Origin of the sequence: Thiothrix litoralis, from assembly GCF_017901135.1 — a bacterium.
Taxonomy (GTDB): Bacteria; Pseudomonadota; Gammaproteobacteria; order Thiotrichales; family Thiotrichaceae; genus Thiothrix; species Thiothrix litoralis.
Window position 1 is genome coordinate 2,936,476 of the sequence record NZ_CP072801.1, and the last position, 26,966, is coordinate 2,963,441.

Consider the following 26,966-nt stretch of genomic DNA (forward strand, 5'->3'; position numbering starts at 1 on the left):
TTTTTACCTTGTCTATGACCATATTATAGGCCGACCGTTCTATTACGAGGTGATCTAGCTCATGAATCCTGGTTTTTGGCGTTGCCCGCTGTGTCACGCACCCCTCAGTTTGGTGCGGCGCAGCTTTGCCTGTAGCAATCGCCACAGTTTCGATCAGGCCAAGGAAGGTTATGTCAATCTGCTGCCGGTCAACCGCAAGCACTCCGCCGATCCCGGTGATAACAAGGCAATGCTGGAAAGCCGCCGCCATTTCTTGCAACAGGGTTTTTATGCACCGTTGGCGCAAGGCTTGGCACAAGCAATACGCGGGTATTTCCCTGACACCACCCAGCCGCTGACGCTGCTGGATGCGGGCTGTGGGGAGGGTTATTACCTCAGCCAACTGGCGCAGCACCTCGGTGACACGACGCAGTTTCTCGGCACGGATATTTCACGCGCGGCCATGCGCTTGGCAGCGAAACAATACCCGACGATGCAGTTTGCGGTGGCGTCCAGCTTTGACTTGCCCTTGGCGGATGCCTCGGTGGATGTGTTGGTGCGCGTGTTTGCGCCAGCGTCAGAGGCTGAGATTGTGCGGGTGTTGAAACCGGGCGGGCTGTATTTATGGGCTTACCCGGCGGCACAGCATTTGTTTGAATTACGCCGCCTGATTTACGATGACCCCAAGCCGCACACGGTGGAAGATTTGCCGCCGATTGTCGGAATGCGCGAAGGTACGCTCATCCCTGTGCGTTACGCTGTGAGCTTGCCGGATCAGGCGAGTGTGGCGGCATTACTCAAAATGACGCCGTATTATTGGTCGGCGAGTGCAGAAAAACAGGCACATTGTCAACGCTTGCAAACGCTGGAGTTGACGGTGGATTTTGCTGTCAGCGTGATGGAAAAATTGTCATAGGCTTAGGGGGAAGTATGAGTAGTATTCAGGATGTGATCGAGGGGGTGGTGCGCCGTAATGCTGGCGAACCGGAGTTTCATCAAGCGGTTAGCGAAGTGCTGGCATCATTGGAGTCAGTGCTGGAACAGCGTAAAGATTTGCGGGATGCACGTATTTTGCATCGCTTGGTGGAGCCGGAGCGGCAAATTCTGTTTCGGGTGCCGTGGGTGGATGATGCCGGGCTGGTGCAGGTGAATCGCGGTTTCCGCATCCAGTTCAATAGCGCGATTGGCCCTTACAAAGGCGGCTTGCGTTTTCACCCTAGCGTCAATGCCGGTATTTTGAAATTCCTGGGTTTTGAACAAGTGTTCAAGAATGCGCTGACAACCTTGCCATTGGGCGGAGGGAAAGGCGGCGCGGATTTCGACCCCAAGGGCAAATCGGATGCGGAAGTGATGCGTTTTTGCCAGTCCTTCATGACCGAGTTACAACGCCATATCGGTGCGGATACGGATGTGCCTGCGGGTGATATTGGGGTGGGTTTGCGTGAAATTGGCTTTTTGTTTGGGCAATACCGCCGCATTCGCAACGAATTTGGCGGTGTATTGACGGGCAAGGGCGTGGGCTGGGGTGGCTCACTGATTCGTCCGCAAGCGACTGGGTATGGCTTGGCTTATTTCGCACAGGAAATGCTCAATACCCGTCATGTCAGTTTGGAAGGTAAAATCTGCGCTGTCTCCGGCTCAGGCAATGTCGCCCAACATACGGTGGAAAAAATCAACGAACTCGGCGGCAGAGTGGTCACCTTGTCCGATTCATCTGGGGTGATTCATGACCCTGCGGGGATTGATGCCGAAAAACTGGCATGGGTGATGACGCTTAAGAATGTACGACGTGGGCGCATCAGTGAATACGCGGCTGCGTTCAAGGTTGAGTATTACGCGGGGCAACGCCCGTGGATGATTCCGTGTGATTGTGCGTTTCCCTGTGCCACCCAGAACGAAATCAATGCAGAGGATGCTGCCACCTTGTTGGCAAACGGCTGCATCTTAGTCGCTGAAGGTGCCAATATGCCGAGTACCCCGACGGCGATTCAACAGTTTCAGGCGGCCAATATCCTGTTCGCGCCGGGCAAGGCCGCCAATGCCGGGGGCGTGGCAACCTCTGGTCTAGAAATGAGCCAGAATGCGCTGCGCATGAACTGGTCGCGGGAAGAAGTGGATGCTAGATTGCATGGTATTATGATCAAGATCCATCAGGATTGTTACAACACCGCCGCCGCGTATGGTCAGCAAGGCAATTACGAGGCGGGCGCGAATATTGCGGGTTTTCTGAAAGTAGCCGATGCCATGTTGGCGCAAGGGGTGATTTGAAAGCAGCGTTTGGGAGCAGGACACCTCTTAAAGAATCCCCTTGAAATCCTTGCGGAGTGAACCTATGCTAAGCATATGTTATTCGTTTAGGAGTACTGCCCATGCGAACTGTATCCATCTTTGCCAACGGCAACAATCAAGCCGTGCGTATCCCTAAAGATATGGAATTTTCCAACCTCAAAGAGCTGGAAATTTTTCGTGAAGGGGATTCGCTGATTTTGCGCCCGACCCGCCCGGATTGGCTTTCATTCGCCGAACTGGATAAGGCGGATGATGATTTTCTCGTGGAACGCCCCGATGTGATGAGCGATGAAGGGCGCTTTGAATGGCTCTGAAAACTTACATGCTGGATACCTGTATTTGCAGTTTTATCCAGCGCGAACAGCCTTTGCAGGTATTACAGCGTTTACAACAAGCCCGTGATCAGCATGATCAGGTGGTCATTTCCGCGATTACCTATGCAGAAATGCGTTTCGGTGCGACTAACAAATAACCTACGGGAATTCGAGCGTGTCCCCGGTCTTACTGTCGAAGACTGGAGCTGCTGATGGCTTTTCCTGATAAGCCTTATACTAATCTGGAGCGTCCGAATAGAAAGTGGCGGATATTCTGGGTGAGCGTGTCAGGTATCTCGAACTCAGGTGCATTCATCAATTAATCATGCTCCAGAGTTCCATCCCGATCACGATTACCCATAACAATATAGATACGCCGACCGCCGCCGCAGCGATGTCTTTAATGACTTTGATTTTTTCATTGTGCTTATCTTCGACAAAGTCGCAGATTGCTTCAATTGCACTGTTGAACAGTTCCGCCATGAGCACCAAGGTGGTGGCTACCAATACCATGAGGAAATCCACCCAACCCCTGAAGGCAAATGCCACGATGAGTACAATGATCGACAGCACGAGTTTGTAGGTGACACTGAAATCGTATTTGACCGCGTAACTCAAACCGGATAGCACGGTGCGGAATTTTCGCAAGGGGTGATAACCCGCATCTCCAGTACCGAGGAACTTATTTTTCATGGCTAAACCTTTGGCAAAAACATAACACGTAATAACAACGCAGAAGCAATCCCCAGCAGTGCGCCGACCAGCACATCACTCGGCCAATGCACTTGTAAATACAGCCTGGACATCATCACTGTGATCACAACACCCGCTAAGATAATGCCGCCACCGATTCGCAGCGTCGGCGGTAACAACAGCCACAGTGCCACAAAAAAGGCAGCGGCCTGCGCTGAATGTGCACTGGGAAATGCCGAATCCATTGGTAGAGCGGTCAAGGGATCAAACAACGCCGGGCGTGGACGCTGAAACCACGCTTTGAGCGCAAAAGCCAACGCACTTGCCAGCAGTAAGGCCGCAGGCAAATACATGAGCGCCGGGGCGTATCCTAAACGCCAGATCACGATAACACTCAACACACTCAGCGGCACTAACAACCACAGCGACCCCAGCCAAGTAACCGATGCGAAAAAATGATCAAGGTAGGGGGTGCGCAAACCGTTGAAAATAGTCAATATATGGCTATCCAAGACGTTTAGCATGTTATGTTTCCTGCCAATCCAGAGAAGAACCCCCTACCGAAAATACCGCATTAAGTCGTATTTCATGGTAGGGGGCGTGTGTGATACAAGGGGGGAGTCAGTGCGGTCGTTTATGCATCCTTCACCATATCGCGGTAAGCGTGCCAACTCGCATGGGCAATCAAAGGCATCGCAATGATCAAGCCGAGATCAAAGGTCGCAATCCCCAAGCCAATCACAACCGTAATGGTGAGCGCCCACAACAGCATGGTTAAGGGGTTTTTCTGTACGGCACGGATACTGGTAGCCGCCGCTGTCACAATATCAACTTTACGTTCCAGTAACATGGGGGCTGTCACCACACCTGTCATGAACGCAAATAACGCAAACAATAGCCCGATGCTGAAGAAAGCCAGAATAAACATCCAGCCCTGTTCCATGGTGACTAAGGCATTCCATAAACCGGCGTAACCTTCTATATCGACGGACATTTGATTAAAGAAAATACCCGTGATGACGGCGGATAAGCGTACCCAAAAGACCATTATCATCCCCAGTATCACGGCATATAGCCCAAGGCTGATAGCGTTTTCCTGGATACTGCTGAGGGATGACCAGAAACGCGGGGTTTGCCCTTGCTCCAGTTGACGACTCAAGCCATACAAGCCTAAGGCAAGGAAAGGGCCTACCAGCAAAAAGCCGGTGCTGGCCGCCACAAAAAACGCTGGATTAGCGGCTGAAACCATGCTCATGAGGATGCCGACTAAGGCAAAGATAATCCCGTAAGTTAAACTGGCGGAGGGGTTCGCTTTAATATCTGCCCAGCCTTGCCGCAACCAACGCATAATCGCAGCAGGTTCAACGTGTTGGACGGGGTAACTTGTGAATAATTGTTCGGCATGAGGAGCGGTAGAAACGCTAGCCGATTTACTGGCGATCTGTGTCATGATAAACCTCCTTTGAGAACGCTTGACTTTATAATACCCTAGTATTTTACTAGGGATTGAGCTTAATTTAGTGCAGAACATTCTCAACTACAACAAACCCTTGTAGAAATACGGAAAATTTTTTCTAAAATTGGGCACTCGTGGCGGCAGGAAGGCTTTTTCGGTCAGCGACTATGTAACAGGAGATTTGCCATGCAATCCATTGGCGCACGCCAAGCCAGCAATCAGTTGGGTTCTGTACTTGACCGAGTTTGGCAGGGTGAAGCAGTTAAAATCACCCGTAACAACCGTGAAACAGCCGTGCTGTTATCCATTCGAGATTTTGAGATGCTGGGGGGGGAGGCATTTCTTCTACGCAAACGGGCAGAGGCTATGCAGCAAGAACGCCATCAATTATTGGCTTCACTAGAGGCTCTACGCAGCGAAGCAGAGCAAAGCGGACTGACTGAGAACATACTGGTTGACTACTCCCCACGGCTAAAGCCGGGGGATTCCTAATTCACCGAGAACAGGACGACGACACCGAAATGCCATCGCCACTAACATTCTCTCCAAAGGCTAACACCGCCAGCCCGGCGGCTAAAATGTTACGTGCTGCATTCACGTCACGGTCGTGGGTTGTGCCGCATTCGGGGCACTCCCACGATCGCACGTCCAGCGGCATGTTTTCTTTCACGAACCCACAGCAGGAACAGCGTTTAGTGGACGGGAAGAATCTCCCTATCTCAACGTATGTCCTCCCGTACCAGCCAGCTTTGTACGCAAGCTGGCGAGTGAACTCACCCCAACTTGCATCCGCAATGTGCTTGGCTAACGTTGGGTTCTTAATCATGTTCTTCACGGCGAGGTTTTCAGCACAAACCACTTGGTTCTCGTTAATCAGTTTGCGGGACAACTTGTGCAAGTTGTCCGAACGGTCATCGGAAATTTTCGCGTGAACACGGGCGACCTTGCGTTTAGCTTTCAACCGGTTCTTGCTGCCGAGTGTCTTCTTGGCAAGACGGCGTTGGTACTTCGCGAGTTTAGCCGCGTGTTGTGCGGTGTGGCGGGGATTACCGGATTTAAAACCGTCAGAGGTAACGAACAAATCCTTGATGCCCACGTCAATGCCTGCCTTTTTATCGGTGACGGGCAACAGCGTGGGTTCAAATTCACACAAGCAAGACACAAAATAGCGTCCGGCCTGATCTTTGGAAACAGTAACCGTGGTGGGGTCAGCCGGAAGTGCCTGACTCCACTTGATATTCAGCGGTTTATCGCACTTCGCCAGTTTCAATTCACCGTCACGGTAGCTGAACGCGCGGTACGTGAATTCAGCCGATTGGCGGTGCTTTTTAGATTTGAAGACAGGGTATTTTGCCCGACCTTCAAAGAAGTTTTTGAACGCCGTTTGCTGATTCCTCAAGCATTGTTGCAGCGGAACACTGGAAACGTCGTTCAGGAAAGTAGCTTCAGGCAGTTTTTTGATGGCAGTCAGTTGGGAACTCGCTTTCGTGTACCCAACTTTTTCCTGAGCCTGATAGTAGGCATCCGTGCGGTAACGCAAGATGCTGTTGTAAACGTAGCGCACACAACCGAACGTCTGAGCCAGCAACGTTTCTTGTTGTGGGTCTGGGTAGAATCGGAATTGGTAGGCGCGTTTAGTTTTCATTATTCACAAAATATCGTATATTTCGTGAAGAGTCAACAACCGAAGATAGCAAACCAAACGGAGGAGCGAGAAGAGGGTCGGCTGTCGCCGACGCGCTATCCCTCCCCATGCCTAAAGGCAGGGGTATCTCGCGCACGACTGATGATCGGCATGATTTTCATAGTGGCATTTCACGCACACAAACCGCGCTTGCGTCTGACGATTGTCCGCCGCTACATGGTGACATTCGGGGCATTCCTGACTGGTGTAATGCGGTGGCACAGTGAACAACATGCCGCCTTTCCATGCCATCTTGTAGTCGAGTTGCCGTCGAAATTCACCCCAGCCTTGGTCGAGAATGGCTTTGTTTAAGCCAGATTTCTGGGCAACGTTGTTACCGGGGTTTTCCGCTGTGCCTGCCGCTGACTTGGACATATTCCGTACCTGCAAATCTTCGATGAACACGAGCGCGTGGTTTTGGCTGAGCGTGGTCGTCGCCTTGTGCAGGAAATCGCGGCGGGCGTTGGCGATTTGCGTGTGAATTTTTTGAACTTTAACTTGGGCTTTTTTCCAGTTGTTGCTGAACTTTTGTTTGTGCGCCATGCGCCGTTGGTATTTGGCGAGTGTGGCTTGTTTGCTCTTGAAGCTGTTACGCGATTCCATCCATGTGCCATCGGAGAGCGTCGCAAAACGGGCTATGCCAAGGTCGATACCGATAGCAGTGGTCGCGGGTGTGGCTGGCAATTCCACTTCCCGCTGAGTTTGGATGCTGACAAACCATTTGCCGCCTTTGCTGGAAACCGTGACATTGCGTAGTTCTCCCAACACATCGCGGCTATTGCGGTAGCGTATCCAGCCGAGTTTTGGCAGAAAAATTCGGCTATTGCCTGGGTCGAGCTTGATTTGTTTGGGGTCGGGGTAACGGAAACTGTCACCGCTGCCTTTGCGCTTGAAACGGGGGAAGTCGGCACGTTTGGCGAAAAAGTTTTGGTAAGCCTTGTCGAGATCTTTGAGCGCGTGTTGCAGGGGATGGACAGGGGAATCTTTCAGCCACGGGGTTTCCACACCGTTGCGCCATGCGGTCAGGTGCTTGGCCATTGCGACGTAACCGATGAATTGTTCACCCGCTTCATGATTGGCTTGCTGCAACGCTAACGCCCTGTTGTACACGAAGCGACACGATCCCGCGTAACGGCGCAGATGACGCTGCGTCTCACCATTGGGCATAAGTTCGTATTTGAAGGCTTGTAGTCGTTGCATCTTCGGAGTGTAGCTAAACAAGAGCGGCTTGAGTGGGTATTCTGCGTTAAACTGCGCGGATTATCCGACAAAACTACCGAACATAGGGCGGCTTCGCCACCCGCGCTATCCTCCCCGACCTGAAGGACGGGGTTTGCCGCGCAACCTGATCAACGGCTGAGGGGAGATGCGGCTTAACCGTTATGGTTGTTGTCCCTCCAGAAGCAGACGTTTCATCAAATAACACAAGCAATCCTGACGGATCACAGTTTCATCCAGCGTCAGCATGGCGGGCATGAGCGGCTGTTTCAGGCGGATTTCATCCTCATAGCGGAAGAAGAAATGTTCACTCACCGCCATGCCCTCATCATCCCACGCTTGCAGGTTGGCATCAGGGTGGTCACTGGTGGCGAATGCCGTTCCGGCGGGCAATTCCGAGAAGTTGTAACGGTCAAGCGCAGGCAGCAGCAGAATATCTGCGCTAATATCGCTGAAACTGAAACGGTATTCCGCAGGCACTGTCACTTGCGCCACGGTCTGGTAAATATTCACATCGTGCGCGGGTAAGGGATGGTCGGGAATTTCCTGTAAATGCAGCGCGGCATCCAGAAACTCCAGCACATGCTCGACCCCGTGCGCCACGCCCGGCTTGCCGCATTCCACCGTCACTGCCGGGCAATACTTTGCCATTGCCATCGACTGCACCCCACGCGGGGTTTCAAAAAATACCACAATATTGGAAAACAGCCGCGCCAGTTGCAGGGCACGGTTATCCAGCACATTGATGCAGCCGTAATGCGGGTTTTTGCCGGTATTATTGTGTACGTCGATGCTGGCAAACAGGCTCCGGCTAGCCATAATGTCGGTGACTTGCGCCATCAGACGGCTTTCCGCGCAATCTGCCACCTCTTCACCCGGCCATACCCGGTTGTAATCGGGCTGACCGTCCAGCCGTCGCATCCCTGCCTTGGCGGCGTCAATATTGCCGAAAAACACCGACAGCCCACGCGGCAAGGGCTGCTCCTGATACTTGCGCAGTAATTGCTGGATGGCGAAAAAGCCGGTGTCCTCATTGCCATGCAACAGCACGGACACGAACAGGCGCGGTTCCCGCCTGCCTTCCAGATGTAACAGGGTCGGGTTCGGCATCAGGGTGTGCAGTTCACGCGGGCTTTGCAGCGCGAAAAATCCTGCCGGAAGGGTCGTCAGTTCAGTCAGTTTCAACATGGTTTAGGGTTCTCAACAGTCCAGTGTCCAGGTATGCACAGGGGTATGGGTGCGTTGCCAGCCAGTGTAAGCCTGCAACAATTCGTAAAAGCCGCCTTGGCAACGTTGCTGATAACGTTGCTGCCACACTGCGCCGGTTTGACCGCCTTCAATACGCGCCGCAATAATGCCGAGGTAATGGCGGATGTCAGCCTCGGCTATCCCCAGTTGTTCCAACCCGGCGGCGGCTTGCGGTAATAATCCATCCAGCAGCAGCGCTGGCACCTCCCATTCCTGGCGTTGCCAACGCAAGGGTGCTGCCAAACCCAGCCGGGCGGCGGTGTAGAAGTTTTCGCGGGCAGTGGCAAACGCCATCGGCAGGGGTTCGCCCGCACACAACAGCGCCCCCAGATACTGGGTCAGGCCGTAAAACAGCGCAGCATTCGCCAGCATATCGGGCACGCTAGGGCCTGCGGGTAAGATGCGGTGTTCGATGCGGATATGCGGCGTACCATCGGCATCAAACCCAACCAGCGGGCGATTCCAGCGCCAAGTCACGCCATTATGCAGCCGCAAGTGGGCAAAGCGTTCCGGCGGCGAGGTTTGCAAGGCGGGCAACAGCAGCGGGTAAATGTCGCGGTTTTCCTCGAAACATTCGGCGATGCTCTTATCGACAAACCCGGAACCAAAGCTGACTCGCGCCGGAGAATCACGCCCTGTATTCACCGCCTGCTCAAACACCGGGATGCGGGTTTCCTGCCACAAGGTTTTCCCGAACAGAAACGGTGAATTGCCCGTCACTGCCATAATGGGTGCAGAGGCAATGATGGCGGCATTGTAGAAATGGTGCGCAGTACTGGCTGGCACTTGCAGGTGCACCTGAAACGAAGTCGCCGCCGCTTCCAGCATGACGCTGTCATGCTGGATATGCAGCGACTCTTCGCCGTCAATTTCCAGACGCAGCGGACGCCCCTGACGCGCCTTGAGAACTTCAGCATTCAACACACGGTAGCGGTTGGAAGCGGTCATGGTTTCCAGACAGAAATCGCTTTGCAGCGTGCTCGGCAATGTGCCGATCAGCACCAGTTGCGCCCCGACCCTGCCAGCGGCGGCGTAAGCCTGTTCCAGCAAACGCTGCAAGGCGCTGTCAAAATCGCCAAGGGCAGTGGTGTTCAGTGGGCGCGGCGGGGTATTCAGCTCAATATTAAATTGCGCCAGCTCGGTAGTGGCCAGCGGATTATTCAAGGCGTGCAGGAAGGCAGCATTGCAGGGCATGGGGCGAAACGTCGGGTCAACCAGCCAACCTTCCAGCTCAAAACCGCCGACGGCAGCTTGGCTGGAAAATTTCCCGGCCTCCAGGCTCTCGCGCAGCAAGCGGGTTTCTGCCTCCAGCCGCTGGGCGTATTCGTGCCAGTCTTCAGGACTGAAATGGTCGCTTGTTATCTCCTGACCCATCCGTCACCTCCCGTGACCTCCCGTGACCCTCAATCAGCAGTGTTGCTCTTCGTTGGGGGGAAGTTGCAAGAAAAAGCCATTTTCCTGTATCACCCGGCGGATTTCGTGTGCTTCCAGCTTCAACACCAGTTTGCGTTGCTCTGTCAGCTCGAAATCGAACGAGAACTCTGGTACGCCAAAAATCGTCATCAACACCTCAGGCACACGCTCGAAATGGTCCTTTTCCGGCAGGAACAGAAACGAACCGGGCTTGCGCCGACTGCGGTAAACATAGCATTGCATAGGCTACTCCTTAGCTTGCTCGTGAGTCATGAGCGCAGCAGCGTGAATCTCAGACAGCCTGATGGTACGGATGGTGGAACCGCCACCCTGACGTTCCTCCAAGCCTATGTCACTGCCCGATACACTCATGAGTTTACCCTCATGTTCGCGCCCGTCTTTCTGGGTAATGCGCACGTATTGGCCTGTCTTGTCAGTCAGCTCACTCACTTCAATGGGTTTGAACACCACATGATACAGGGCAGCAGTAGGCAGTGTTTTAGCACCTGCCAACACATCGACCGGAGTCGGTGGCGGTGCAGCAGTACGTGCCTCTGAGGGAATATCAATGGTATGCGTCGCCACGGGTGGCTGTTGGGTGGCGGCATCTGCCAAAGAGGCGGGGGGTGCGGCAACATTTAAGCCTATCGCGTGCGCCCGGCTATACACTTGCGTATTCGCACCCGCAAACCACGCCACACTCGCCAGTAACAAACCCATCACACTGGTGATCACCCAAGCGGAAACCCGATGCCACATCGCAGGCAATGTCAGCATATTAACCCCCGGTATTAACGCAATAAAGCCCGTCACTGGGTGGCGCTGAAAACAAATGCCTGCCATAACCAACCAGCCCAGCACAAACAGCACCACGCCTAATAACAAAACGCCCAATAATAAGTATTCCATGTAGTCCCCATTTTAATTCGAATTAATCTTCTAAGTAAGTATAACCGATCAAGCCCGCTTCTATTTCACGCAATAACATTTTTTGACGTTCGGGATTAGTAACAGCCGCAGCCAATTTACGGCGGCACTGCGCCAGCAAGTCTTTCGGCTCAAAATGCACATAGCGTAACAACTCATCAATAGTGTCGCCACGTTCCGGTTCTGACAAGCGGTAATTGCCATCCGGCAACAATTCCACGTTGATCGAATCGGTGTCACCGAACAGGTTGTGCAAGTCGCCGAGGATTTCCTGATATGCCCCCACCATGAAAATACCCAGCAAATACGGCTGACCTTTTTGCAGCGAATGCAGCGGCAAAGTGCTTTCCAGCCGCCCGCTTTCCACATAATGCGAGACGGTGCCATCCGAATCACAAGTCAAATCCTGCAAGGTCACGCGCCGATCTGGGCATTCCTGTAAGCGGTGCAAGGGCATGATCGGGAAAATCTGCTCAATCGCCCACGCATCCGGCATCGACTGGAACAGCGAGAAATTGCAGAAATACTTGTCCGCCAGTTTTTCCTGCAAGCCGCTCTGGATTTCAGCTTCCAGCGCCTCAAACAGCTCCGGCTGGCTGAGGAGTTTGCGGCAAATCGCACGGTGAAACTCTTCCGCCCGCGCCCGCTGATTCAGGTCGATGGAGCCGTGGGCGTACATGCCGTGGGCATCGTCCAACCAATACGCGGCATCGTGGTAGATTTCCGAGGGCGGCAACTGCTTGCGGTTATGGTACAGGCGGAACAGGTTGTGCAGGATCATCGGATCAGCATCCTCCGGTTCGCGCAGTTCCGGCAAGGTTTCCGGCTGTTCCGGGTCGGTGTCGATGACATTGGTGATTAGCACCGCGTGATGCGCCGTCAGGCCACGCCCGGATTCTGAAATGAAATCGGGGAACGGCAACGCATATTCCTCACACACATCCTGCACGCTACGCACGATGGTATTGGCGTATTCCTGCAAGCTGTAATTGATGGAACAATCATTGCGCGAACGCGAACCGTCATAATCGACCCCTAAACCACCACCCACGTCGACCACGCGGATATTTGCGCCCAAGCGGTGCAGTTCGGCGAAATAGCGGCTGGCTTCACGCATTCCGCGCTGGATGTCCTGAATATTGGCGATCTGCGACCCCATGTGGAAATGCAGCAATTGCAGGCAATCGAGTTTCCCCGACGCTTGCAATTGCTCAATCATGTGCAGGGATTGCGCGGCAGACAGGCCGAATTTGGACTTTTCACCGCCGGTATTTTGCCACTTGCCTTTGCCAAGGGAATACAAGCGCACGCGGATGCCGAGCAGCGGTTCGATGCCGAGTTTAGCGGCCTCTTCCAGCGTTTCCGGCAATTCAGAAGGCTTTTCAATGACGATGAAAATGCGATGCCCCATTTGCCGCCCGATCAAGGCGAGGCGCAGGTATTCGCGGTCTTTGTAGCCGTTGCAAATGATGGTACTGCCCGCCGGGGCAGAACCCAGCACCGCCATGAGTTCGGGCTTGCTGCCTGCTTCGAGGCCGACCTGTTCGCCGCCGCCTTTGAGGATTTCCTGCACCACACTGCGCTGCTGGTTAACCTTGATGGGGTAAATCGCGGTGTAATGGCTACTTTGCCCGCAATCGGCAATCGCCTGGTTGAATGCACCTTGCAAACGCTGTACCCGGTCATGCAACACATTGACGAAACGCACCAGTAACGGAAAACGCATTCCGTCTTCCTGATGGACGCGCATTGCCAGCGCGTGCAAATCGACCTGTTGCGCCGGATTGCCGGGGACGCACATGGCAACACTCCCCGCCGCATTCACGTCAAAATAGCCATCACCCCAATGCTGGATGCTGTACAGATGGCGGGCGGTTTCAAGATTCCAGGTCTTATCGGTGTACATGGTATTCCTGCTGGCGTGAATGGCATGGTTTCAAGCTGTGCAGAATACTAGAAAAGTTGCCCAATTGACATCCGCCCTCCCGGAGAGGATGCCTTAAAACCTGTTTCCAGCCCTCTTGCGGGTGAAGCAACTGTGTTATTGAAACACTGGGTGAAAAGCTGATGAGTGAGGATTGGTAGTATTAATTTTTGTGCAAAACTTGACACTGCCCCCCTCTCCATTAGAATATAAGTAAGCTTTAATATTTATTGGGATGCAAGGTCGTTTATGTTTGGAATTCGTGAAGTTGACGCCGCTGGTTTGCAAAAAATGTTGGATTCTGGCGAAAAAGTCCGCCTGATTGATGTGCGTTCCGCTTCGGAAGTGGCTCAGGGAATTATTGAAAATTCCGAGTTCATGCCCTTGCATACCCTGCCATTACGCATGAATGACCTACCGAAAGATGAAACCATCGTTTTTTATTGCCGCAGCGGGGCGCGTTCCGCTCAGGCATGTATGTTTCTGTCACAAAACACCGGCATCGAAGCGGTCAACCTACGTGGCGGGATTATCTCGTGGTATCAAGCAGGTATGAAGGTCGTATTACCGAACGCTGCCTAAATAAGAGAACTCTGTTATACTGGTAGGCGAGAGAGGTGGGTCATTACTGACCTGTGAGTTACAATTTATCATGAGACATCGAACATGAGCAAAAAGCTAGCGATCATCGCAACTAAAGGTACGTTGGATTGGGGCTACCCTCCGTTCATTCTGGCATCCACAGCGGCTGCGCTTGGTTATGACGTGCAGGTTTTCTTTACCTTCTACGGCTTACAGTTGTTGAAGAAGAAACTTGACCTGCAAGTTACCTCATTGGGCAACCCCGGTATGCCCATGCCTATGCCTATGCCAGTCCTGTTGCAGACACTGCCGGGTATGCAAGGCATGATGACCTCCATGATGAAAAAGAAAATGGCGGACAAGGGCGTTGCTGATCTGGGCGAACTGCGTGAACTGTGTCAGGAAGCTGATGTTAAATTCATCGCTTGCCAAATGACTGTTGACCTGTTCGAGATGGATCCCAAAGAGTTTATCGACGGTGTGGAATACGCAGGTGCTGCGATGTTCTTCGAATTCGCGGGCGAATCTGACATCTGCCTGTTCATCTAATCCGCAAAGGTTATTAGACAGTCACCAAGAAGCCGGGTATACCCCGGCTTTTTACTTTAAGGAACTGCACCATGAAAATCATGCTTATCAGTGGCAGCCACCGCGAACACTCCCAAAGCGAGAAAGTCACGCGATGTATCGCCCAGTCACTGTTGGATAACCAACAAGCAACCGAAACCGAAGTCTTTTCCTTGGCAGGCAATCCTTTGCCCCTATGGGATGAAGGTATCTGGAATGGTGAGGCCAAATGGCAGACCATACTTAACCCTTTATCGGAAAAATTGGCATCCAGTGATGGTTTTGTCATCATTGCACCGGAATGGCATGGGCAAGTACCGTCGGGTTTGAAAAATTTCTTCCTGCTGTGGGGAGCGGGGGAACTGGCACATAAGCCTGCATTAATCGTGGGTGTGTCATCCTCGGATGGTGGTGCTTACCCGGTAGCCGAATTGCGTATGAGCAGTTACAAAAATAACCGTATCTGTTACATCCCTGAACAATTAATTGTTCGCAATGTGGAATCTGTCCTCAATGCGGATAATAGTAAAAACAACTCGGACGCAGACCGTTATTTCCGTGAGCGTATCGTGTATGCCGGGGAAATCCTCAGTGCTTACGCAACGGCTCTCAAAGGTGTGCGCGAGTCTGGCATTACCGCGACGGATACTTTCCGTAATGGTATGTAATACTTTATTGACGAGGCAGCAACCATGTTGAAATCAGCGGCGATGACACCCCAGCGGGTACTGAACCGCATCGGGCGCATGAACTATTTCCACGACGATCGCCACGCGGAGCGTACCAACGAAATCCGTTGGCTGGTGGAAGAGTTCGTCGAAATCCCGGTGAAAAACCTGCCATTGGCACTGGAAGGTTTCACCATTGTGCAGCTTACTGACATGCATTTGCGGCCTTACACTCAGGTGGAACACATCCAGCGGGCAGTGGAAAAAACCAATGCCCTCAAGCCCGATCTGGTGGTGCTGACCGGTGATTACGTGTGGCACGATGGCGAAGACATCCTCGACCTCGTGCCAGTGCTGGCCGGCTTGAATGCCCGCTACGGGGTTTTCGCGGTGATGGGCAACCATGACATTAAGACCGATCCGGTGTTGATTGAGGAAACCTTCGCCAAGCACGGCATTCCAGTCTTGCGTAACGATGGACTCGACCTCCAGCATAACGGTGGTGTTTTCCATCTGGCAGGCATTGACGATGGCTGGCTCGGCAAACCGGACATCAAGGCAACACTGGACAAATTACGCGGTGACAAGCCGGTGGTCTTGCTAGCACACGAACCGGACATGATCGACTGGTATGCGAATGATGAACGGATTTCCCTGCAATTGTCCGGGCATACTCACGGTGGGCAAGTGCAGCTAAAACCGGGCAAGCCGTTTATCCGACCGTATTTAGGGCGCAAATACGTGCAAGGGCTGTACCGGGTGAATGAATCCTGGGTGTATACCAGCCGGGGCATTGGCTCGACGGGGCTACCGATCCGCCGCAATTGCTCGCCAGAAATTACCCATGTTACCTTGGTATCAGGGGATTACTATGCACAAGCGGCATAACGCTTTATCTGAAAGCCTTGGGTAATCGCACGGCCTGTTGGGTAAACTGTGTTGTATATAAAAGGTGTCGGGGTTGCCCGTCACAACATAAAGACCTTCTGTAAGCCCAGGCTTGTCAGGTGAGTCAGTTAGTCTGTAATAATTAAAAAAACAACGAACTAGGTCAAAGTGTGAATATGCCTGATAACCTGAACAATACGCTTGAACGCGATCTGACCGGCCTGAAAGTCGTGGTAGTGGACGACAGCAAGACCATCCTGCGAACCGCTGAGGTTTTGCTGAGTGAGCAAGGCTGCTGGGTGGTGACGGCAGGTGATGGTTTTGAGTCGCTCGCTAAAATTTCCTCCTTTAAGCCGGATGTCATTTTCGTGGACATTATGATGCCGCGCTTGGATGGTTATCAAACCTGTGCGCTGATCAAGGCCAACCGTCAATACCGCGACACCCCCGTCATCCTGTTGTCGAGCAAGGATAGCATTTTCGACATGGCACGCGGACGGCTAGCAGGTTCCGACAAATACCTCACCAAGCCGTTCACCAAAGAAGACCTGCTGACTGCGATCTACACCCACGTGAAATTGCCAAAGAGAGCTGGAACAGTGGATGCCAATGTGCTCGATGCGCCTACTCCTGCTGAATCTACCCCCTTCATTGACCTGATTGACGATTAAAGGGGATGTAGCATGGCTGCGCCACATGTACTGATCATTGACGACTCCTTGGCTGAAACCCGTATTTTTACCGCGCTGCTGGAAAAAAAGGGCTATCAGGTGAGTGTCGCCTGCAATGGTCAGGAAGGTATTCAGGTCGCCAAGGCACGTCAGCCTGACGTTATCCTAATGGATGTGGTCATGCCGTTACTGAATGGTTTTCAGGCAACCCGCGAACTCACCCGCACCCCGGAAACCGCCCACATCCCCATTATTGTGTGTAGTTCCAAATCGGCTGAAACCGATCAGCTTTGGGCTACTCGCCAAGGGGCAAAAGCCTATCTGGTGAAGCCGGTAGACCCCAAGGTATTGCTGACAACCCTTGCCCAGTTCTTGCCTAAGGCGGTGGATAATGGCTAGCCCTTATGAGCTATTGGCAGGGTTGGCTTTACTGCGTGAAAAAAAGCGCCGTTCCCAGCAACACCATGCCCAAGACTTACAAGAATGGTCAGGCTTCCAGATAAACGTGGGTGACATAGCTTGCCTGATTCCCTGTGATCAGGTGGAAGAAGTGGTCACACCAACCAGTATCGCTAGCGCACGCGGCGTACCTGCTTGGGTCAATGGTGTGGTTTATTGCCGGGCGCAACTGGTGACGCTGGTGGATCTGACCGCATTGTTATTGGGTCATGGGCGGATAGCCACCTCCGGGCGGGCTTTTGTGGTGCGCGGCACGCGGGAATGGTTTGGCTTACAGGCGGGCAATTTTGAAGGTGTACGGCATATCTGGTCAGATACGCCAAGCTGCGAGGCTCCACCCCGACTGACGGGCGACTGGTTACGCTATACCCGCCAGTGGTTGTTACTGGATGACCAACCTGTGGCGGTACTGGATGCCACACGCTTGATCACTGCGCTGGAAAGCGGGGAGATACGGTGATGAGCGTGCTGGTTTACCAAATTATCATCGGTGTATTGCTGCTGATCGTGGTGGGAATGGGCGTGCTGCTACTGTACATGAAACGTCAGACCAACACCCAGACCGCCGGGGATGCCCGCCAGCAACAGCAGGCCGTGTTGCGCTTGCTGGATGAAATGAGTTCGCTAGCAGATGGCGACCTGACCATGCGAGCCACCGTCACGGAAGACGTGACTGGCGCGATTGCTGATGCCGTCAACTACGCAGTGGATGCCTTGCAAGCCCTGGTAGTACGCATGGGGATGACATCACAGCGCCTGACAGGTTTTGCGCAGGATGCCGAAACGCGGGTGAACAGCCTAGCAGGTTCCACCTCGAAGCAGGCAAAGGAAATTGCGGTGGTGACTTCTGCGATTGCCACCATGACCAAATCCATCCAGAAAGTGTCGCGCAATGCCTCCAGTTCGGCGGAAGTTGCCCGCAAATCACTGGATATTTCCCAAGCGGGCGCACAAACCGTGCGGGCGACGATTGCCGACATGGGTGCTATCCGCGAAAAGATTCAAGCCACCTCCAAGCGTCTCAAGCGTTTGGGTGAAAGTTCACAGGAAGTCGGTGACATTGTGCGCTTGATGAATGACATTGCCGAGCAAACCAATATCCTGGCGCTGAATGCCTCGATTCAGACCAGTGCTACCCAAGCCAGCAGTGGCAACGGCAATACCAACAAGGGCTTCCGGCGCTTGGCGGATGAAATGCAACAATTGGCTCAACAGGCAGCGGAAGCCTCACGCAAGATTGACGTGCTGATCCGCACCATGCAGGCGGACACCAGCGAAGTGATGGCCTCGATGGAAGAAACCACCGCCAAGGTGGTAGACGGGGCGCGGAATGCCGAATCGGCAGGTGCCGCGCTGGATGAAGTGGAAGACGTGACCGTAGGTCTGGCACGTTTGATTGGTAATATCTCCGAGGCGGCGGGTAAGCAGGCCAATATGGCCGGGCAAGTGGTGAACACCATGAGCGCGATTCAGGAGATTACCCAGCAAACAGCCCGCTACAGTGAAGAAACCAGAGAACTGGTAACAGATCTGAATGCTACGGCTGCTGATTTGCGCGGTGCTATCGCGGACTTCAATGTAGCCGAAGAAAAACAATAACGACAGGTGCAATATGATTTCGGATAAATCAAGTCTGGCTAGCCGGATCGGGTGGATCGCCAAGGATACCGAGCAGGCCATTGAGCAGGCACGGCAAGCCTTTGGACGCCACATTGAAACCGCTGACAAGGGTGAATTGAGTGTCAGCCGCGAGACGTGCCGTCAACTGAACGGGACACTGGAGATGCTGGATGCCAGTGGTGTCAGTATGCTCAGCCGGGAAATTGTCAGCTTGCTGGATGCCCTGATTCAAGGGAAGGTGGAAAACTTGCGTGCCGCCCAAGAGGCGGTGGCAGAAGGTTTGCTGCAATTATCCGAATACCTCAAACATTTGCAGGATGGTTACGCCGATTTACCCATGATCGTGCTGCCGACCCTGAACAACCTGCGGGCTGCCCGTGACGCGGAATTGCTCTCCGAACATCTGGTCTTTTTACCCGAAGACGCCCATGCCAGTAATGAGCTGATCGGCACAGATGAATACGTGGCACTGCCGCTGGAGCGCTTGCAACAGGTGAGCACCAAACTGCGCTTTTTCCTGCAAAAAGCCTTGCTGGGCTGGTTTCGCAACGAGCAACCGCAGCGCATGTTACAGGCGGCGGGCAAAGTCACCGATAATATGATCAAGCTCAACCAGTCGCGACGGCTGCGTTCCCTGTGGTGGATTGCCTCCGCGCTGGCAGATGCGTTGGCACACGCGCGGCTGGAACACGGTGTCGCCGTCAAGATGCTGATGGGGCGGCTGGAACGTGAAATCCGCCACTTTGGAGAGCTGGGTGAAACCGCTTACGATCAGGGCTTGCCGGATGAATTGATCAAAAACCTGCTGTACTACGTGGGTCTGGCCGAAAACGGTGCACCGATTACTGATCAGGTCAAGGCTGCGTATCACCTTGATTTGTACTTGCCACAAGGCGAGACCCTTGACGACTTACGCCACTACTACACCACACCGGGACGTGATATGTGGCGGGCAGTCGCGACTTCAGTCACAGAAGAATTACGCAGCCTGCAAGGTATTCTCGATGCGATGCAAGATCAGGAACGCCAACCGGAATTACTGGGCAAACTGGTTGACCGCACCAACGGTCTCGCCAGCACACTGGCGATGCTGGGTCTCGGGCGTGCTGCCGGACTGACGACAAACTTGGGTGAAGAACTCAAAGCCCTTCTGGCAACGGGGGAGGTGCAGGATCGGGAAGCGATGTTACACATCAGCACCCACTACGTGCGTCTGGAAAGAGTGCTGGCAGAATATGCCGAAACCGGGCAAGACCTGACCGACAGCCTGTTCAGCCAGGATGCTGATGGCGACAATCAGGACCCCTCCAGCGAACGCAGCCTGTTGCGCACCACCCTGACCGAATTGAGCAAAGCGCAATCACGCATGGTGGCGTTTTACAAGGAAGGCTGGGCATTCGTGTGTCTGGAAGAGGTTGTCAGCTCGCTAGAAAATATCAGTGGAGCCTTGACGGTCGCTGATTCCACCGACCTGCTGCCGTTGGTGGATACCGCTTTGCGTTATGTACGCGATGATTTACTGGTACACAAGCGCGAACCTTCACCGGAAGAATTATCCACATTTGCAGATGTCCTGACCTTGTTTGAGGCGTCTGTATCTGCACAGTTGCATAACGAAGACTACCTGACGTTGTTGCCTACCGGCTTTGCCAAGCTACGCGAACTCGACCATTCCAGCGACCTGAACCTGTTGGAAAACATGGATCTGAACGCGCTGGAAGCCAATGTCGAAGCAAAAAAAAAAGCACGCCAGAGCACGCCAGCGACGTTACTACAACGCTTGCGGATGCCGATCCAGCCAACATTGACCCCAGTCTAGAAACCAGCGCGGCAGCCGAACCTGAACCCGAGGTTGCCGCCCCTGCCGTTACCCAACCCTCTGGCTTGCGCGATGCGCTGGGGGAAGAAATCTTCGAGATTTTCAGCGAAGAAGTTACCGAAATTTCCCAAAATCTGCTAACGCTTTACCCACAATGGCAACAAGCGCGTTCCGACCGTGCGCTGCTGGCGGAAATCCGCCGGGCATTCCATACCCTGAAGGGTAGCGGGCGTATGGCGGGTGCATTTGCACTGGGGGATTTTGGCTGGATTCACGAAGACATCGCCAACCATTTACTCAGTGGGCAGATCAAAGCCGATGACCGGGTAGTCTCACAATTAGGCAAAGCCATCGGGGAATTGCAGGAACGTTTACCCTTTTTCCTAAATGCACAGCAGAAAGACACCCGTGTTACCGCCATGATTGCCGAGGCAGAAGCCGTGTTGTTGCCGCCGGAAGCTGCTCCGCTGGAAATGTTCGACTTTTCTTCACCAGCACCTACTCCACAGGAAAGGCCGAACGTCTCTACGCCAGAACCGGAACAGAAACCAGAGCCAATCCCGGAACCAGAATCGACTCCGCTGGAAATGCTGGACTTCTCTGCGCCAGAACCGGAACCAGAACCAGAGCCAACCCCGGAACCAGAACCGACTCCGATGGAAATGCTGGACTTCTCTACGCCAGAACCGGAACCAGCACCAGAGCCAGAACCCGTTGATCCCGCCGCAGAGGCCGCCGAAGAAGCAGCGGATTCACGCCTAATCTGGCAATTGTTCTGGGAAGAAGCACCCGAACAACTTCAGGCACTCGACCGCAACCTGCAAAATCTGCGGGATGCCCCGGAAGAACAGGAAACCATTCACGAACTAGAACGCGAATTCCACACCCTGAAAGGCGGCGCACGCATGGCGCAACTGACCGCACTCGCCGATGTCAGCCACGAGGCCGAAAGCCTGCTATGTGGTTTGCACGGTGTTGCGCGGGTCAGCGATACCGACATTGAGCGCCTGCAACGGGCGGTTGACCGTTTGCACGATCTGGCCGATGCACTCAGCCAGTCTCCAGACCCGGTAACCCAAACAGCAGCACTGGCAGAACCAGCACCTGCGGCAGAAGCTGTTGCCGTACCGCCAGCACCAACCGATACCTGGGCACGACAGCCACGTAGCTTACCCCGCGAATCCGGCAGTTTGCTGGAACGGATGTTGCTGGAACAGGCCGACAGCTTGCCCGACATTGCCCTGCTCGACAGCGCGGCCCGTACCGCCAACCCTGTTGCTGACGCCAGCGAAGCCGTCGCAGCTAACAATACGAACCCGCACGAAACCATCCGCCTGCCTGCCCAATTTATGGATGGCCTGATTGACCGGGTAGTCGAACTCAATGTACAACAAGTACACATGTCCGAACACCTCAGCAGCATGGGCATGGATGTGGATGAACTGGTGCGCACCGTGGCACGTTTACGCCAACAAATCCGCACGCTGGAAGTGGAGAGCGAAGCCCGCATCCATGACGGACGCAGCAAAAAACTCCAAACCGTCAGCAGCAACGATGGTTTCGACCCGCTGGAAATGGATCAGTACGCTGAAATCCAGCGCATTTCCCGTTCACTGGCGGAAAGCCTCAATGACCTGGTAAACCTGGAAGTTGATCTGGCGGCACAGGTGCGCAAAGGCGAACAATTATTGCAGGCCGATATGCGTTCCACCCGCAAACTTCAGCGAGACTTGCTGGATACCCGACTGGTGGCCGTCACCATGCTAGTGCCGCGCCTGCGGCGTTTGACCCGTCAGGTCGCGAGTGAACTCGGCAAACAAGTGGTGCTGGACATTCAGGGCGAGGAATGTGAGATTGACCGCAACCTGCTCCAGAACATGACTGCCCCGTTGGAACACCTGATCCGCAATGCCATTTCGCATGGTTTGGAAACCCCGGAAGAACGCGCCCAGCAAGACAAGCCCCCGACCGGCAAAATCACCCTGAGCATCAGCCGTGATGATGCGGAAATTGTCATCCGTTTCAGCGATGACGGGCGCGGCTTGAACCGTGACCGCTTGCACGAACGCGCCCTTGAAATGGGGATCATCACCAAGGGACAGGCATTGCCGGAAGCGGAGCTGGATCGCCTGATCCTACGCCCCGGCTTTTCCACCGCCAGCAGCATCAGCCAGATTGCCGGGCGCGGTATCGGCATGGATGTGGTGTATTCCGAACTCAAAGCCTTGGGGGGCAGTTTGCAAATCACTTCCCAACCAAATGAGGGGATGGAATTTGCCATGCACTTGCCGTTTACGCTGGTGGTGAATCCGGTGTTGCTGGTGGATGTGCAAGGGCAAACCTACGCCTTGCCGATTACCGGGGTACAAGGTCTGGCACGGATTGCTGGGCGGCAACTTCAGGAAGCCCTGGCTGAGGATGCTGCCCTGCTGGAATTTGCCGGGCAGCCTTACGCGCTGCACCATCTGGCGGAAGTGCTGGGGATGCCGCGTGGCGAAATGCTCTTCGAGGCGGAAGAACGTTTCCCGGTAGTCTTCATCGAGTTACAGGGGCAAACGGTGGCGTGGATCATCGACAGCATTCGCGGGCGGCGCGAAGTGGTCTTGCAACCCTTGGGCACGCTGTTCAAAAACTGTCGGCTGTATTCGGCGGCGACGGTATCCCCCGATGGCAGCGTGTTCCTGGTACCGGATATGGCCGAGCTGGCACGGCAGGCCGCTGCCCGCCACAAGCTGCCGCCCGCCCCGGAAGCCAGCACGGCACAGCCAGAAGAGCCTGCTGGCCCGCCTCGGGTATTGGTGGTGGATGATTCCATCACGGTACGACGGGTGACGGAAAAATTCCTTAGTACCCGCGACTACACCGTGTTCACCGCCAAAGATGGCATGGAAGCGCTGGAACGTATGAGCGAATTCCAGCCCGATGTGGTGCTGCTGGATATTGAAATGCCGCGCATGGATGGCTTTGAATTACTGGGACACCTGCGCCGTGACCCGCAATGGGCCAAGCTGCCGATCATCATGATCAGTTCACGCACTGCCCAGAAGCACCGCGAACACGCAGGCGCATTGGGAGCCACCGGCTTCCTTGGCAAGCCTTACCAGAATGAAGTGCTGCTGGATGCCTTGCAGGAAGTACTCGCCAGCGGTCATGAAACCAACAATACCCACGAGTGGGAGGATCTTCCAGCATGAACCTAGGCCAACAACCACCGATTAAAAGCCTGATTGTGCGGCTCAATAAAGGCAGCCTGATTTTACCCGTAAACCTGATGGCGGAGCTGGTGACAGGGGGTGAATTATTGCCTTCTGAACATCCGGGGGTGGAAGGCTGGTTGCATTGGCGTAACCGCCAAATCCCCGTGGTATCACTGGAATCGCTGTGCATGGAAGAAGATGCCGGGGAATCTGACGAGGGTAAATGCCTGATTTTGCATACAGTATCGGCTTTACCCGGTCTGCCCTTCATTGCCCTGCGGGTACAGGGTGGCTTGAATACGCTGGAAATTTTGCCGGATACCTTGCGGGATGATCACAGCGGCAATATACAACGTTGCCCTTATGTGGCCCGGCAGGTGCGTGCTTCCCACTTGCTGTGCTTTATTCCAGACTTGCCTGCGATTGAAGCGGCGGTGGCGGAAGTGCTGCAATTAACAGCAGAACAACAAGAGCCAGAAGTCTCAGATTAGTACCAATGACAGCAATACCACCAGCACGAAGGTCATGGTGACAGCCGCATTCATGGTGTTGTGGGTCATGAGACGGTCCATGAACACACTTTTTTCGGCAACGTTACGCATCATTTCGAGGCGTTGTTTGACCGGAAAGGTTTCAGGCTTTTCAAAGCTGGCACTACCGCCCTTGAGATTGATCAAGGGAATCAGCATGTTAATATTGAGGTGTGCCTGAAGCGCGTCTTGGGTCGGGCTATCGTAATTCAGCAGCCATGGGGCGGCGTATTCAAAGGCTTCCATGATGAACGTGTCGCGCATTTTTTCCTGACTCGCCTTGATAATGGCGCGGTTACGCTCCAGCCCTTTTTGCAGATCTTCCAGGGACATCATCGGCATTGGTGCCGAAATATGCACATAATAATCCCGCCCCCGTATATTAACTTTTACGGTTCCGGTGTAATTACTGGGTTCGGTGTCTTTCTTTTCGTCAGCCATAGTCATCACATTGAATGCAGATTAATTGTTGATTCTTGTCTATTCTAAAAGCGCTGAGCTGACCACCCCATACACAGCCTGTGTCCAGCGCAATGACATTATTCTCATTATAGTATCCCAAGGTAGACCAATGACCAAACAATACAGTCACCCCCAGAGATTGCTTTGTTGGATATTCAAACCAAGGAATAAGTTCCGAGGATATGTCAGAAATTTGTGCAATTTTTTCCTTGGGCTTGCCTTTTTCGTCGAAATCGAGACTGCCGTCAGCGCGGCAATAGCGCATCCGTGTGAAGGCGTTGAGGATGTAACGGTGGCGATCGTAAAGACCAGCGGTGGGGTTCCAGCGATCGGGTTGGTCGCCATAAACGTGTGCCAGCCACAGCGGCAGGGTCGGACTGCCCAATTGCTGTTCAACTTCATGGGCACAGGCTTGCGCAGTGGCCAAATTCCACTGCGGGGGAATCCCAGCATGACTCATGGCATACCCTAGGCTGGTATCGACGTGTAGCAATGGGCGCAGTGTCAGCCACGCGATTAATTCCGGGTAATCGTGGGCTTCGGTGAGGGTTTTCAGGCTTTTATGCGACTTGCGCAAACCGTGGAAAGCTGCCAGCAAGCTGATGTCGTGATTACCGAGCACACAGACTGCTGCATCCCGCAGGGAACGCACGAACCGCAAGGTTTCAAGGGACTGCTTCCCTCGGTTAATCAGGTCACCCGCAAACCACAGGGTGTCCTGGCGCGGGTCGAAACGGATTTTATCCAGCAGGCGCATCAAAGGGTCATAGCAGCCTTGTACATCGCCAATTGCGTAAATAGCCATGCAAACCAATCTCCCAACGTAATAAGGCGTCCCGAAGGACGCCTTAATCAAAGCACAGAAAGCGGCGGGTGAGTATCAGTCTTGACCCGTCAGGCTCATCAGAAATTGCACAATATACCAGAACATCAGGCCAACGCTGGAGAACAGCGACAGCGACGCGGCAACATGCTGGTCAGTATTGTATTCATGGATAATATTGGAGGTGCTATACAGCACGGAAGCTGCCGCAAACACAATCATGATGCCGGAAAACACCAGACCCAGCGTAAAGCCAAACAGGATGCTGGCAGCAATCACGCCCAGTGCAATCAGGCCACCGATATTAAGCACTGGCCCCAAGAACGAAAAGTTCTTACGAGTGGTGAACGCGGTAAAGGTAATACCTGCGACCAATACCAAGGTCAGCAATGCCGCATGGCTCAGGATATCCGGCGCTTTGCTGAGCGCGATATAAATCAGCGGCATGAACACAATGGCTTCTGCCACCACAAACAACCCCAGACCCGCGTATTGCATTTCCTTGGAAATCGCAGAATGCGCCCAGTTATTGGCGACGTATGACGTAACCATGAACAGTCCCATCACCACCAGCCACATCCACATACCACCTTGCAGCAGGTGGACGAAAGACTCGGCAATGCCGGACTGAATCAGGGCTGTTTCAACCCCGATGAAAGCGAGGATAGCCCCGCCCAGATGCAAATAAGTGCGGCGGATAAAACCTGCGCGTTCAGTTTCGCTAGCATTAACAGCCAGCACCCCGGAATGACTATCTAAATAGGCCATGTGTGTGCCTCCCTTGTTTGGTTGGAATGTACGAAATGGTAATAATCATTACATACGCACAGCCATCGGGCTAATTCCCATTCCAGACAAGGTTTGTTGCCACTTTTGCAACATTTCCAAGGAGGTGGCTGGTCCGATCCTGACCCGATACCACGTTGCGCCTTGCACGCTGGCCTGTTCTACCCGGCTGCTGAGGCCTTTTTTCTTCAGACGACCTTGCATATTGGCAGCCTGATCCGGGGTTTTATAAGAGCCAATCTGGTAACCATTAAAGCCGGTAGGCATGACGGATGCAGCGGCTTTTTTGTCAGACACCTTATCCTGAGCGGCAGTGACTTCCAGCTTTTTATCAGTAGCTTTGCTCGTTTTGGTAGCAGGTGCTTGTTCAACCTGCGGAGCCAGCGGCACATCGACTTCCAGTTGTGGCAATACCGCGTGGTAACTGAAACCGGGCGATTCTTCCAAAGGTTCGTTGCCAGCTGGGGGACTATCCTGCAAAGAAATCGCTGCATTGTTGCCCACCAAGACGGTATCCATATCGGCAGTGGCAGCTTCGGACGTACTGAGACTGGCTTGGGTGGTCGCGCTCGCATCAGGGGCATTGCCTTTATTGGCAAGTGCATACATACCCGCGCCAATCAGCAACCCGATGGCAACACCACCCACCATCCAACCCAAACCGTATTGCCCAAAGGCACTATCGGCGGTTGATTGTTTTTTGAAATCTTTGGTCATAGTGGTAGCCTCGATATTTAGGGTGTAACAAT

30 protein-coding genes are annotated in these 26,966 nt (G+C 53.7%); 16 read left to right on the forward strand and 14 right to left on the reverse strand.

The window, feature by feature from the left end; all coding sequences use genetic code 11:
- The first annotated feature begins 61 nt into the window (after positions 1-61).
- The 4 genes from J9253_RS14170 (at position 62) to J9253_RS14185 (ending at position 2,740) form a co-directional block, all read left to right on the forward strand.
- The gene (locus J9253_RS14170) at positions 62-895 is read left to right on the forward strand and encodes a putative RNA methyltransferase (protein WP_210221570.1); all 834 of its coding nucleotides are present in this window, start codon (positions 62-64) and stop codon (positions 893-895) included.
- Between the two features lie 14 nt (positions 896-909).
- Positions 910-2,247, forward strand: coding sequence for an NADP-specific glutamate dehydrogenase (gene gdhA, locus J9253_RS14175; protein ID WP_210221571.1), 1,338 nt, complete (start codon positions 910-912; stop codon positions 2,245-2,247).
- A 101-nt stretch (positions 2,248-2,348) separates the two neighbouring features.
- Entirely contained in the window at positions 2,349-2,582 is a 234-nt protein-coding gene (vapB, locus tag J9253_RS14180; protein WP_210221572.1) for a type II toxin-antitoxin system VapB family antitoxin, read from the forward strand.
- Positions 2,573-2,740 carry a PIN domain-containing protein gene (locus J9253_RS14185; RefSeq protein ID WP_210221573.1) on the forward strand — a complete coding sequence of 56 codons (168 nt, stop codon included), beginning with the start codon at positions 2,573-2,575 and terminating at the stop codon, positions 2,738-2,740. Before vapB ends, J9253_RS14185 begins: the two co-directional genes overlap by 10 nt.
- Before the next feature lie 157 nt (positions 2,741-2,897).
- Here J9253_RS14185 and J9253_RS14190 read toward each other — a convergent pair whose 3' ends face one another.
- The 3 genes from J9253_RS14190 to J9253_RS14200 all read right to left on the reverse strand — a co-directional run bounded on the left by J9253_RS14190 (position 2,898) and on the right by J9253_RS14200 (position 4,725).
- A complete protein-coding gene (locus J9253_RS14190) occupies positions 2,898-3,275 on the reverse strand; it encodes a diacylglycerol kinase (RefSeq protein WP_210221574.1) in 378 nt (125 codons plus the stop codon).
- Between the two features lie 2 nt (positions 3,276-3,277).
- Positions 3,278-3,799, reverse strand: coding sequence for a phosphatase PAP2 family protein (locus J9253_RS14195; RefSeq protein ID WP_210221575.1), 522 nt, complete (start codon positions 3,797-3,799; stop codon positions 3,278-3,280).
- A 110-nt stretch (positions 3,800-3,909) separates the two neighbouring features.
- A complete protein-coding gene (locus J9253_RS14200; protein WP_210221576.1) occupies positions 3,910-4,725 on the reverse strand; it encodes a DUF2189 domain-containing protein in 816 nt (271 codons plus the stop codon).
- A gap of 192 nt (positions 4,726-4,917) precedes the next feature.
- On the opposite strand from J9253_RS14200, the gene J9253_RS14205 reads away from it, so the two are divergent.
- The gene (locus J9253_RS14205; protein WP_210221577.1) at positions 4,918-5,223 is read left to right on the forward strand and encodes a type II toxin-antitoxin system Phd/YefM family antitoxin; all 306 of its coding nucleotides are present in this window, start codon (positions 4,918-4,920) and stop codon (positions 5,221-5,223) included.
- 1 nt (position 5,224) lies between these two features.
- On the opposite strand, the gene J9253_RS14210 is transcribed toward J9253_RS14205, so the two are convergent.
- The 7 genes from J9253_RS14210 to speA form a co-directional block, all read right to left on the reverse strand.
- Positions 5,225-6,376: an RNA-guided endonuclease InsQ/TnpB family protein gene (locus J9253_RS14210; protein ID WP_210221241.1), complete on the reverse strand. Its 1,152-nt coding sequence runs from the start codon at positions 6,374-6,376 to the stop codon at positions 5,225-5,227.
- A gap of 111 nt (positions 6,377-6,487) precedes the next feature.
- Complete coding sequence (locus J9253_RS14215; protein WP_210221578.1) at positions 6,488-7,615, reverse strand: RNA-guided endonuclease InsQ/TnpB family protein; 1,128 nt, start codon at positions 7,613-7,615, stop codon at positions 6,488-6,490.
- A gap of 180 nt (positions 7,616-7,795) precedes the next feature.
- On the reverse strand, positions 7,796-8,821 hold the full coding sequence (locus J9253_RS14220) for a M14 family metallopeptidase (RefSeq protein ID WP_210221579.1): 1,026 nt from the start codon (positions 8,819-8,821) through the stop codon (positions 7,796-7,798).
- A 12-nt stretch (positions 8,822-8,833) separates the two neighbouring features.
- Positions 8,834-10,255: a glutamate--cysteine ligase family protein gene (locus J9253_RS14225; protein WP_210221580.1), complete on the reverse strand. Its 1,422-nt coding sequence runs from the start codon at positions 10,253-10,255 to the stop codon at positions 8,834-8,836.
- Between the two features lie 33 nt (positions 10,256-10,288).
- Positions 10,289-10,537, reverse strand: coding sequence for a YcgL domain-containing protein (locus J9253_RS14230; RefSeq protein ID WP_210221581.1), 249 nt, complete (start codon positions 10,535-10,537; stop codon positions 10,289-10,291).
- A gap of 3 nt (positions 10,538-10,540) precedes the next feature.
- Complete coding sequence (locus J9253_RS14235) at positions 10,541-11,203, reverse strand: hypothetical protein (RefSeq protein ID WP_210221582.1); 663 nt, start codon at positions 11,201-11,203, stop codon at positions 10,541-10,543.
- A gap of 22 nt (positions 11,204-11,225) precedes the next feature.
- Positions 11,226-13,127 carry a biosynthetic arginine decarboxylase gene (speA, locus tag J9253_RS14240; protein WP_210221583.1) on the reverse strand — a complete coding sequence of 634 codons (1,902 nt, stop codon included), beginning with the start codon at positions 13,125-13,127 and terminating at the stop codon, positions 11,226-11,228.
- A 267-nt stretch (positions 13,128-13,394) separates the two neighbouring features.
- Here speA and J9253_RS14245 point away from each other — a divergent pair, with 267 nt between their 5' ends.
- The 11 genes from J9253_RS14245 (at position 13,395) to J9253_RS14295 (ending at position 24,107) form a co-directional block, all read left to right on the forward strand.
- Entirely contained in the window at positions 13,395-13,727 is a 333-nt protein-coding gene (locus tag J9253_RS14245; RefSeq protein WP_028488804.1) for a rhodanese-like domain-containing protein, read from the forward strand.
- Positions 13,728-13,811: 84 nt separating this feature from the next.
- Positions 13,812-14,276, forward strand: a complete 465-nt coding sequence (gene dsrE2, locus J9253_RS14250) for a sulfur carrier protein DsrE2 (protein WP_210221584.1) — start codon at positions 13,812-13,814, stop codon at positions 14,274-14,276.
- 71 nt (positions 14,277-14,347) lie between these two features.
- On the forward strand, positions 14,348-14,962 hold the full coding sequence (locus tag J9253_RS14255) for an NAD(P)H-dependent oxidoreductase (protein ID WP_210221585.1): 615 nt from the start codon (positions 14,348-14,350) through the stop codon (positions 14,960-14,962).
- A gap of 24 nt (positions 14,963-14,986) precedes the next feature.
- A complete protein-coding gene (locus J9253_RS14260) occupies positions 14,987-15,850 on the forward strand; it encodes a metallophosphoesterase (protein ID WP_210221586.1) in 864 nt (287 codons plus the stop codon).
- A gap of 176 nt (positions 15,851-16,026) precedes the next feature.
- Positions 16,027-16,521, forward strand: coding sequence for a response regulator (locus J9253_RS14265; RefSeq protein ID WP_210221587.1), 495 nt, complete (start codon positions 16,027-16,029; stop codon positions 16,519-16,521).
- 12 nt (positions 16,522-16,533) lie between these two features.
- A complete protein-coding gene (locus J9253_RS14270; RefSeq protein WP_210221588.1) occupies positions 16,534-16,920 on the forward strand; it encodes a response regulator in 387 nt (128 codons plus the stop codon).
- Positions 16,913-17,440: a chemotaxis protein CheW gene (locus J9253_RS14275; RefSeq protein WP_210221589.1), complete on the forward strand. Its 528-nt coding sequence runs from the start codon at positions 16,913-16,915 to the stop codon at positions 17,438-17,440. The genes J9253_RS14270 and J9253_RS14275 overlap by 8 nt, the downstream gene beginning before the upstream one ends.
- A complete protein-coding gene (locus J9253_RS14280; protein WP_210221590.1) occupies positions 17,440-18,579 on the forward strand; it encodes a methyl-accepting chemotaxis protein in 1,140 nt (379 codons plus the stop codon). Before J9253_RS14275 ends, J9253_RS14280 begins: the two co-directional genes overlap by 1 nt.
- 13 nt (positions 18,580-18,592) lie before the next feature.
- Positions 18,593-20,419, forward strand: coding sequence for a hypothetical protein (locus tag J9253_RS14285; protein WP_210221591.1), 1,827 nt, complete (start codon positions 18,593-18,595; stop codon positions 20,417-20,419).
- A gap of 65 nt (positions 20,420-20,484) precedes the next feature.
- Positions 20,485-23,613, forward strand: coding sequence for a hybrid sensor histidine kinase/response regulator (locus J9253_RS14290; protein ID WP_210221592.1), 3,129 nt, complete (start codon positions 20,485-20,487; stop codon positions 23,611-23,613).
- Positions 23,610-24,107 (forward strand): chemotaxis protein CheW, encoded by a 498-nt coding sequence (locus J9253_RS14295; protein ID WP_210221593.1) that lies wholly within the window; start codon positions 23,610-23,612, stop codon positions 24,105-24,107. Before J9253_RS14290 ends, J9253_RS14295 begins: the two co-directional genes overlap by 4 nt.
- Here the strand turns inward: J9253_RS14295 and J9253_RS14300 are convergent.
- From J9253_RS14300 to J9253_RS14315, 4 genes are all read right to left on the reverse strand, one after another.
- Positions 24,099-24,587, reverse strand: coding sequence for a hypothetical protein (locus tag J9253_RS14300; RefSeq protein WP_210221594.1), 489 nt, complete (start codon positions 24,585-24,587; stop codon positions 24,099-24,101). The genes J9253_RS14295 and J9253_RS14300 overlap by 9 nt on opposite strands.
- Positions 24,580-25,413, reverse strand: a complete 834-nt coding sequence (locus tag J9253_RS14305) for a symmetrical bis(5'-nucleosyl)-tetraphosphatase (protein WP_210221595.1) — start codon at positions 25,411-25,413, stop codon at positions 24,580-24,582. The genes J9253_RS14300 and J9253_RS14305 overlap by 8 nt, the downstream gene beginning before the upstream one ends.
- 75 nt (positions 25,414-25,488) lie before the next feature.
- A complete protein-coding gene (locus J9253_RS14310; RefSeq protein ID WP_210221596.1) occupies positions 25,489-26,199 on the reverse strand; it encodes a Bax inhibitor-1/YccA family protein in 711 nt (236 codons plus the stop codon).
- Between the two features lie 48 nt (positions 26,200-26,247).
- Positions 26,248-26,934, reverse strand: coding sequence for an SPOR domain-containing protein (locus J9253_RS14315; RefSeq protein WP_210221597.1), 687 nt, complete (start codon positions 26,932-26,934; stop codon positions 26,248-26,250).
- Positions 26,935-26,966: the final 32 nt, after the last annotated feature.

What these genes read in the sequence shown, in the direction of transcription:
- J9253_RS14235 (WP_210221582.1), bottom strand. Translation starts at nt 11,203, where the DNA reads ATGGAATACTTATTATTGGGCGTTTTGTTATTAGGCGTGGTGCTGTTT.
- J9253_RS14210 (WP_210221241.1), bottom strand. Translation starts at nt 6,376, where the DNA reads ATGAAAACTAAACGCGCCTACCAATTCCGATTCTACCCAGACCCACAA.
- J9253_RS14215 (WP_210221578.1), bottom strand. Translation starts at nt 7,615, where the DNA reads ATGCAACGACTACAAGCCTTCAAATACGAACTTATGCCCAATGGTGAG.
- J9253_RS14225 (WP_210221580.1), bottom strand. Translation starts at nt 10,255, where the DNA reads ATGGGTCAGGAGATAACAAGCGACCATTTCAGTCCTGAAGACTGGCAC.
- J9253_RS14185 (WP_210221573.1), top strand. Translation starts at nt 2,573, where the DNA reads ATGGCTCTGAAAACTTACATGCTGGATACCTGTATTTGCAGTTTTATC.
- J9253_RS14300 (WP_210221594.1), bottom strand. Translation starts at nt 24,587, where the DNA reads ATGGCTGACGAAAAGAAAGACACCGAACCCAGTAATTACACCGGAACC.
- J9253_RS14190 (WP_210221574.1), bottom strand. Translation starts at nt 3,275, where the DNA reads ATGAAAAATAAGTTCCTCGGTACTGGAGATGCGGGTTATCACCCCTTG.
- J9253_RS14205 (WP_210221577.1), top strand. Translation starts at nt 4,918, where the DNA reads ATGCAATCCATTGGCGCACGCCAAGCCAGCAATCAGTTGGGTTCTGTA.
- speA (WP_210221583.1), bottom strand. Translation starts at nt 13,127, where the DNA reads ATGTACACCGATAAGACCTGGAATCTTGAAACCGCCCGCCATCTGTAC.
- gdhA (WP_210221571.1), top strand. Translation starts at nt 910, where the DNA reads ATGAGTAGTATTCAGGATGTGATCGAGGGGGTGGTGCGCCGTAATGCT.
- J9253_RS14295 (WP_210221593.1), top strand. Translation starts at nt 23,610, where the DNA reads ATGAACCTAGGCCAACAACCACCGATTAAAAGCCTGATTGTGCGGCTC.
- J9253_RS14275 (WP_210221589.1), top strand. Translation starts at nt 16,913, where the DNA reads ATGGCTAGCCCTTATGAGCTATTGGCAGGGTTGGCTTTACTGCGTGAA.
- J9253_RS14260 (WP_210221586.1), top strand. Translation starts at nt 14,987, where the DNA reads ATGTTGAAATCAGCGGCGATGACACCCCAGCGGGTACTGAACCGCATC.
- J9253_RS14285 (WP_210221591.1), top strand. Translation starts at nt 18,593, where the DNA reads ATGATTTCGGATAAATCAAGTCTGGCTAGCCGGATCGGGTGGATCGCC.
- J9253_RS14230 (WP_210221581.1), bottom strand. Translation starts at nt 10,537, where the DNA reads ATGCAATGCTATGTTTACCGCAGTCGGCGCAAGCCCGGTTCGTTTCTG.
- J9253_RS14245 (WP_028488804.1), top strand. Translation starts at nt 13,395, where the DNA reads ATGTTTGGAATTCGTGAAGTTGACGCCGCTGGTTTGCAAAAAATGTTG.
- J9253_RS14170 (WP_210221570.1), top strand. Translation starts at nt 62, where the DNA reads ATGAATCCTGGTTTTTGGCGTTGCCCGCTGTGTCACGCACCCCTCAGT.
- J9253_RS14305 (WP_210221595.1), bottom strand. Translation starts at nt 25,413, where the DNA reads ATGGCTATTTACGCAATTGGCGATGTACAAGGCTGCTATGACCCTTTG.
- J9253_RS14270 (WP_210221588.1), top strand. Translation starts at nt 16,534, where the DNA reads ATGGCTGCGCCACATGTACTGATCATTGACGACTCCTTGGCTGAAACC.
- J9253_RS14315 (WP_210221597.1), bottom strand. Translation starts at nt 26,934, where the DNA reads ATGACCAAAGATTTCAAAAAACAATCAACCGCCGATAGTGCCTTTGGG.
- J9253_RS14280 (WP_210221590.1), top strand. Translation starts at nt 17,440, where the DNA reads ATGAGCGTGCTGGTTTACCAAATTATCATCGGTGTATTGCTGCTGATC.
- J9253_RS14200 (WP_210221576.1), bottom strand. Translation starts at nt 4,725, where the DNA reads ATGACACAGATCGCCAGTAAATCGGCTAGCGTTTCTACCGCTCCTCAT.
- J9253_RS14255 (WP_210221585.1), top strand. Translation starts at nt 14,348, where the DNA reads ATGAAAATCATGCTTATCAGTGGCAGCCACCGCGAACACTCCCAAAGC.
- J9253_RS14195 (WP_210221575.1), bottom strand. Translation starts at nt 3,799, where the DNA reads ATGCTAAACGTCTTGGATAGCCATATATTGACTATTTTCAACGGTTTG.
- J9253_RS14265 (WP_210221587.1), top strand. Translation starts at nt 16,027, where the DNA reads ATGCCTGATAACCTGAACAATACGCTTGAACGCGATCTGACCGGCCTG.
- J9253_RS14310 (WP_210221596.1), bottom strand. Translation starts at nt 26,199, where the DNA reads ATGGCCTATTTAGATAGTCATTCCGGGGTGCTGGCTGTTAATGCTAGC.
- J9253_RS14220 (WP_210221579.1), bottom strand. Translation starts at nt 8,821, where the DNA reads ATGTTGAAACTGACTGAACTGACGACCCTTCCGGCAGGATTTTTCGCG.
- dsrE2 (WP_210221584.1), top strand. Translation starts at nt 13,812, where the DNA reads ATGAGCAAAAAGCTAGCGATCATCGCAACTAAAGGTACGTTGGATTGG.
- vapB (WP_210221572.1), top strand. Translation starts at nt 2,349, where the DNA reads ATGCGAACTGTATCCATCTTTGCCAACGGCAACAATCAAGCCGTGCGT.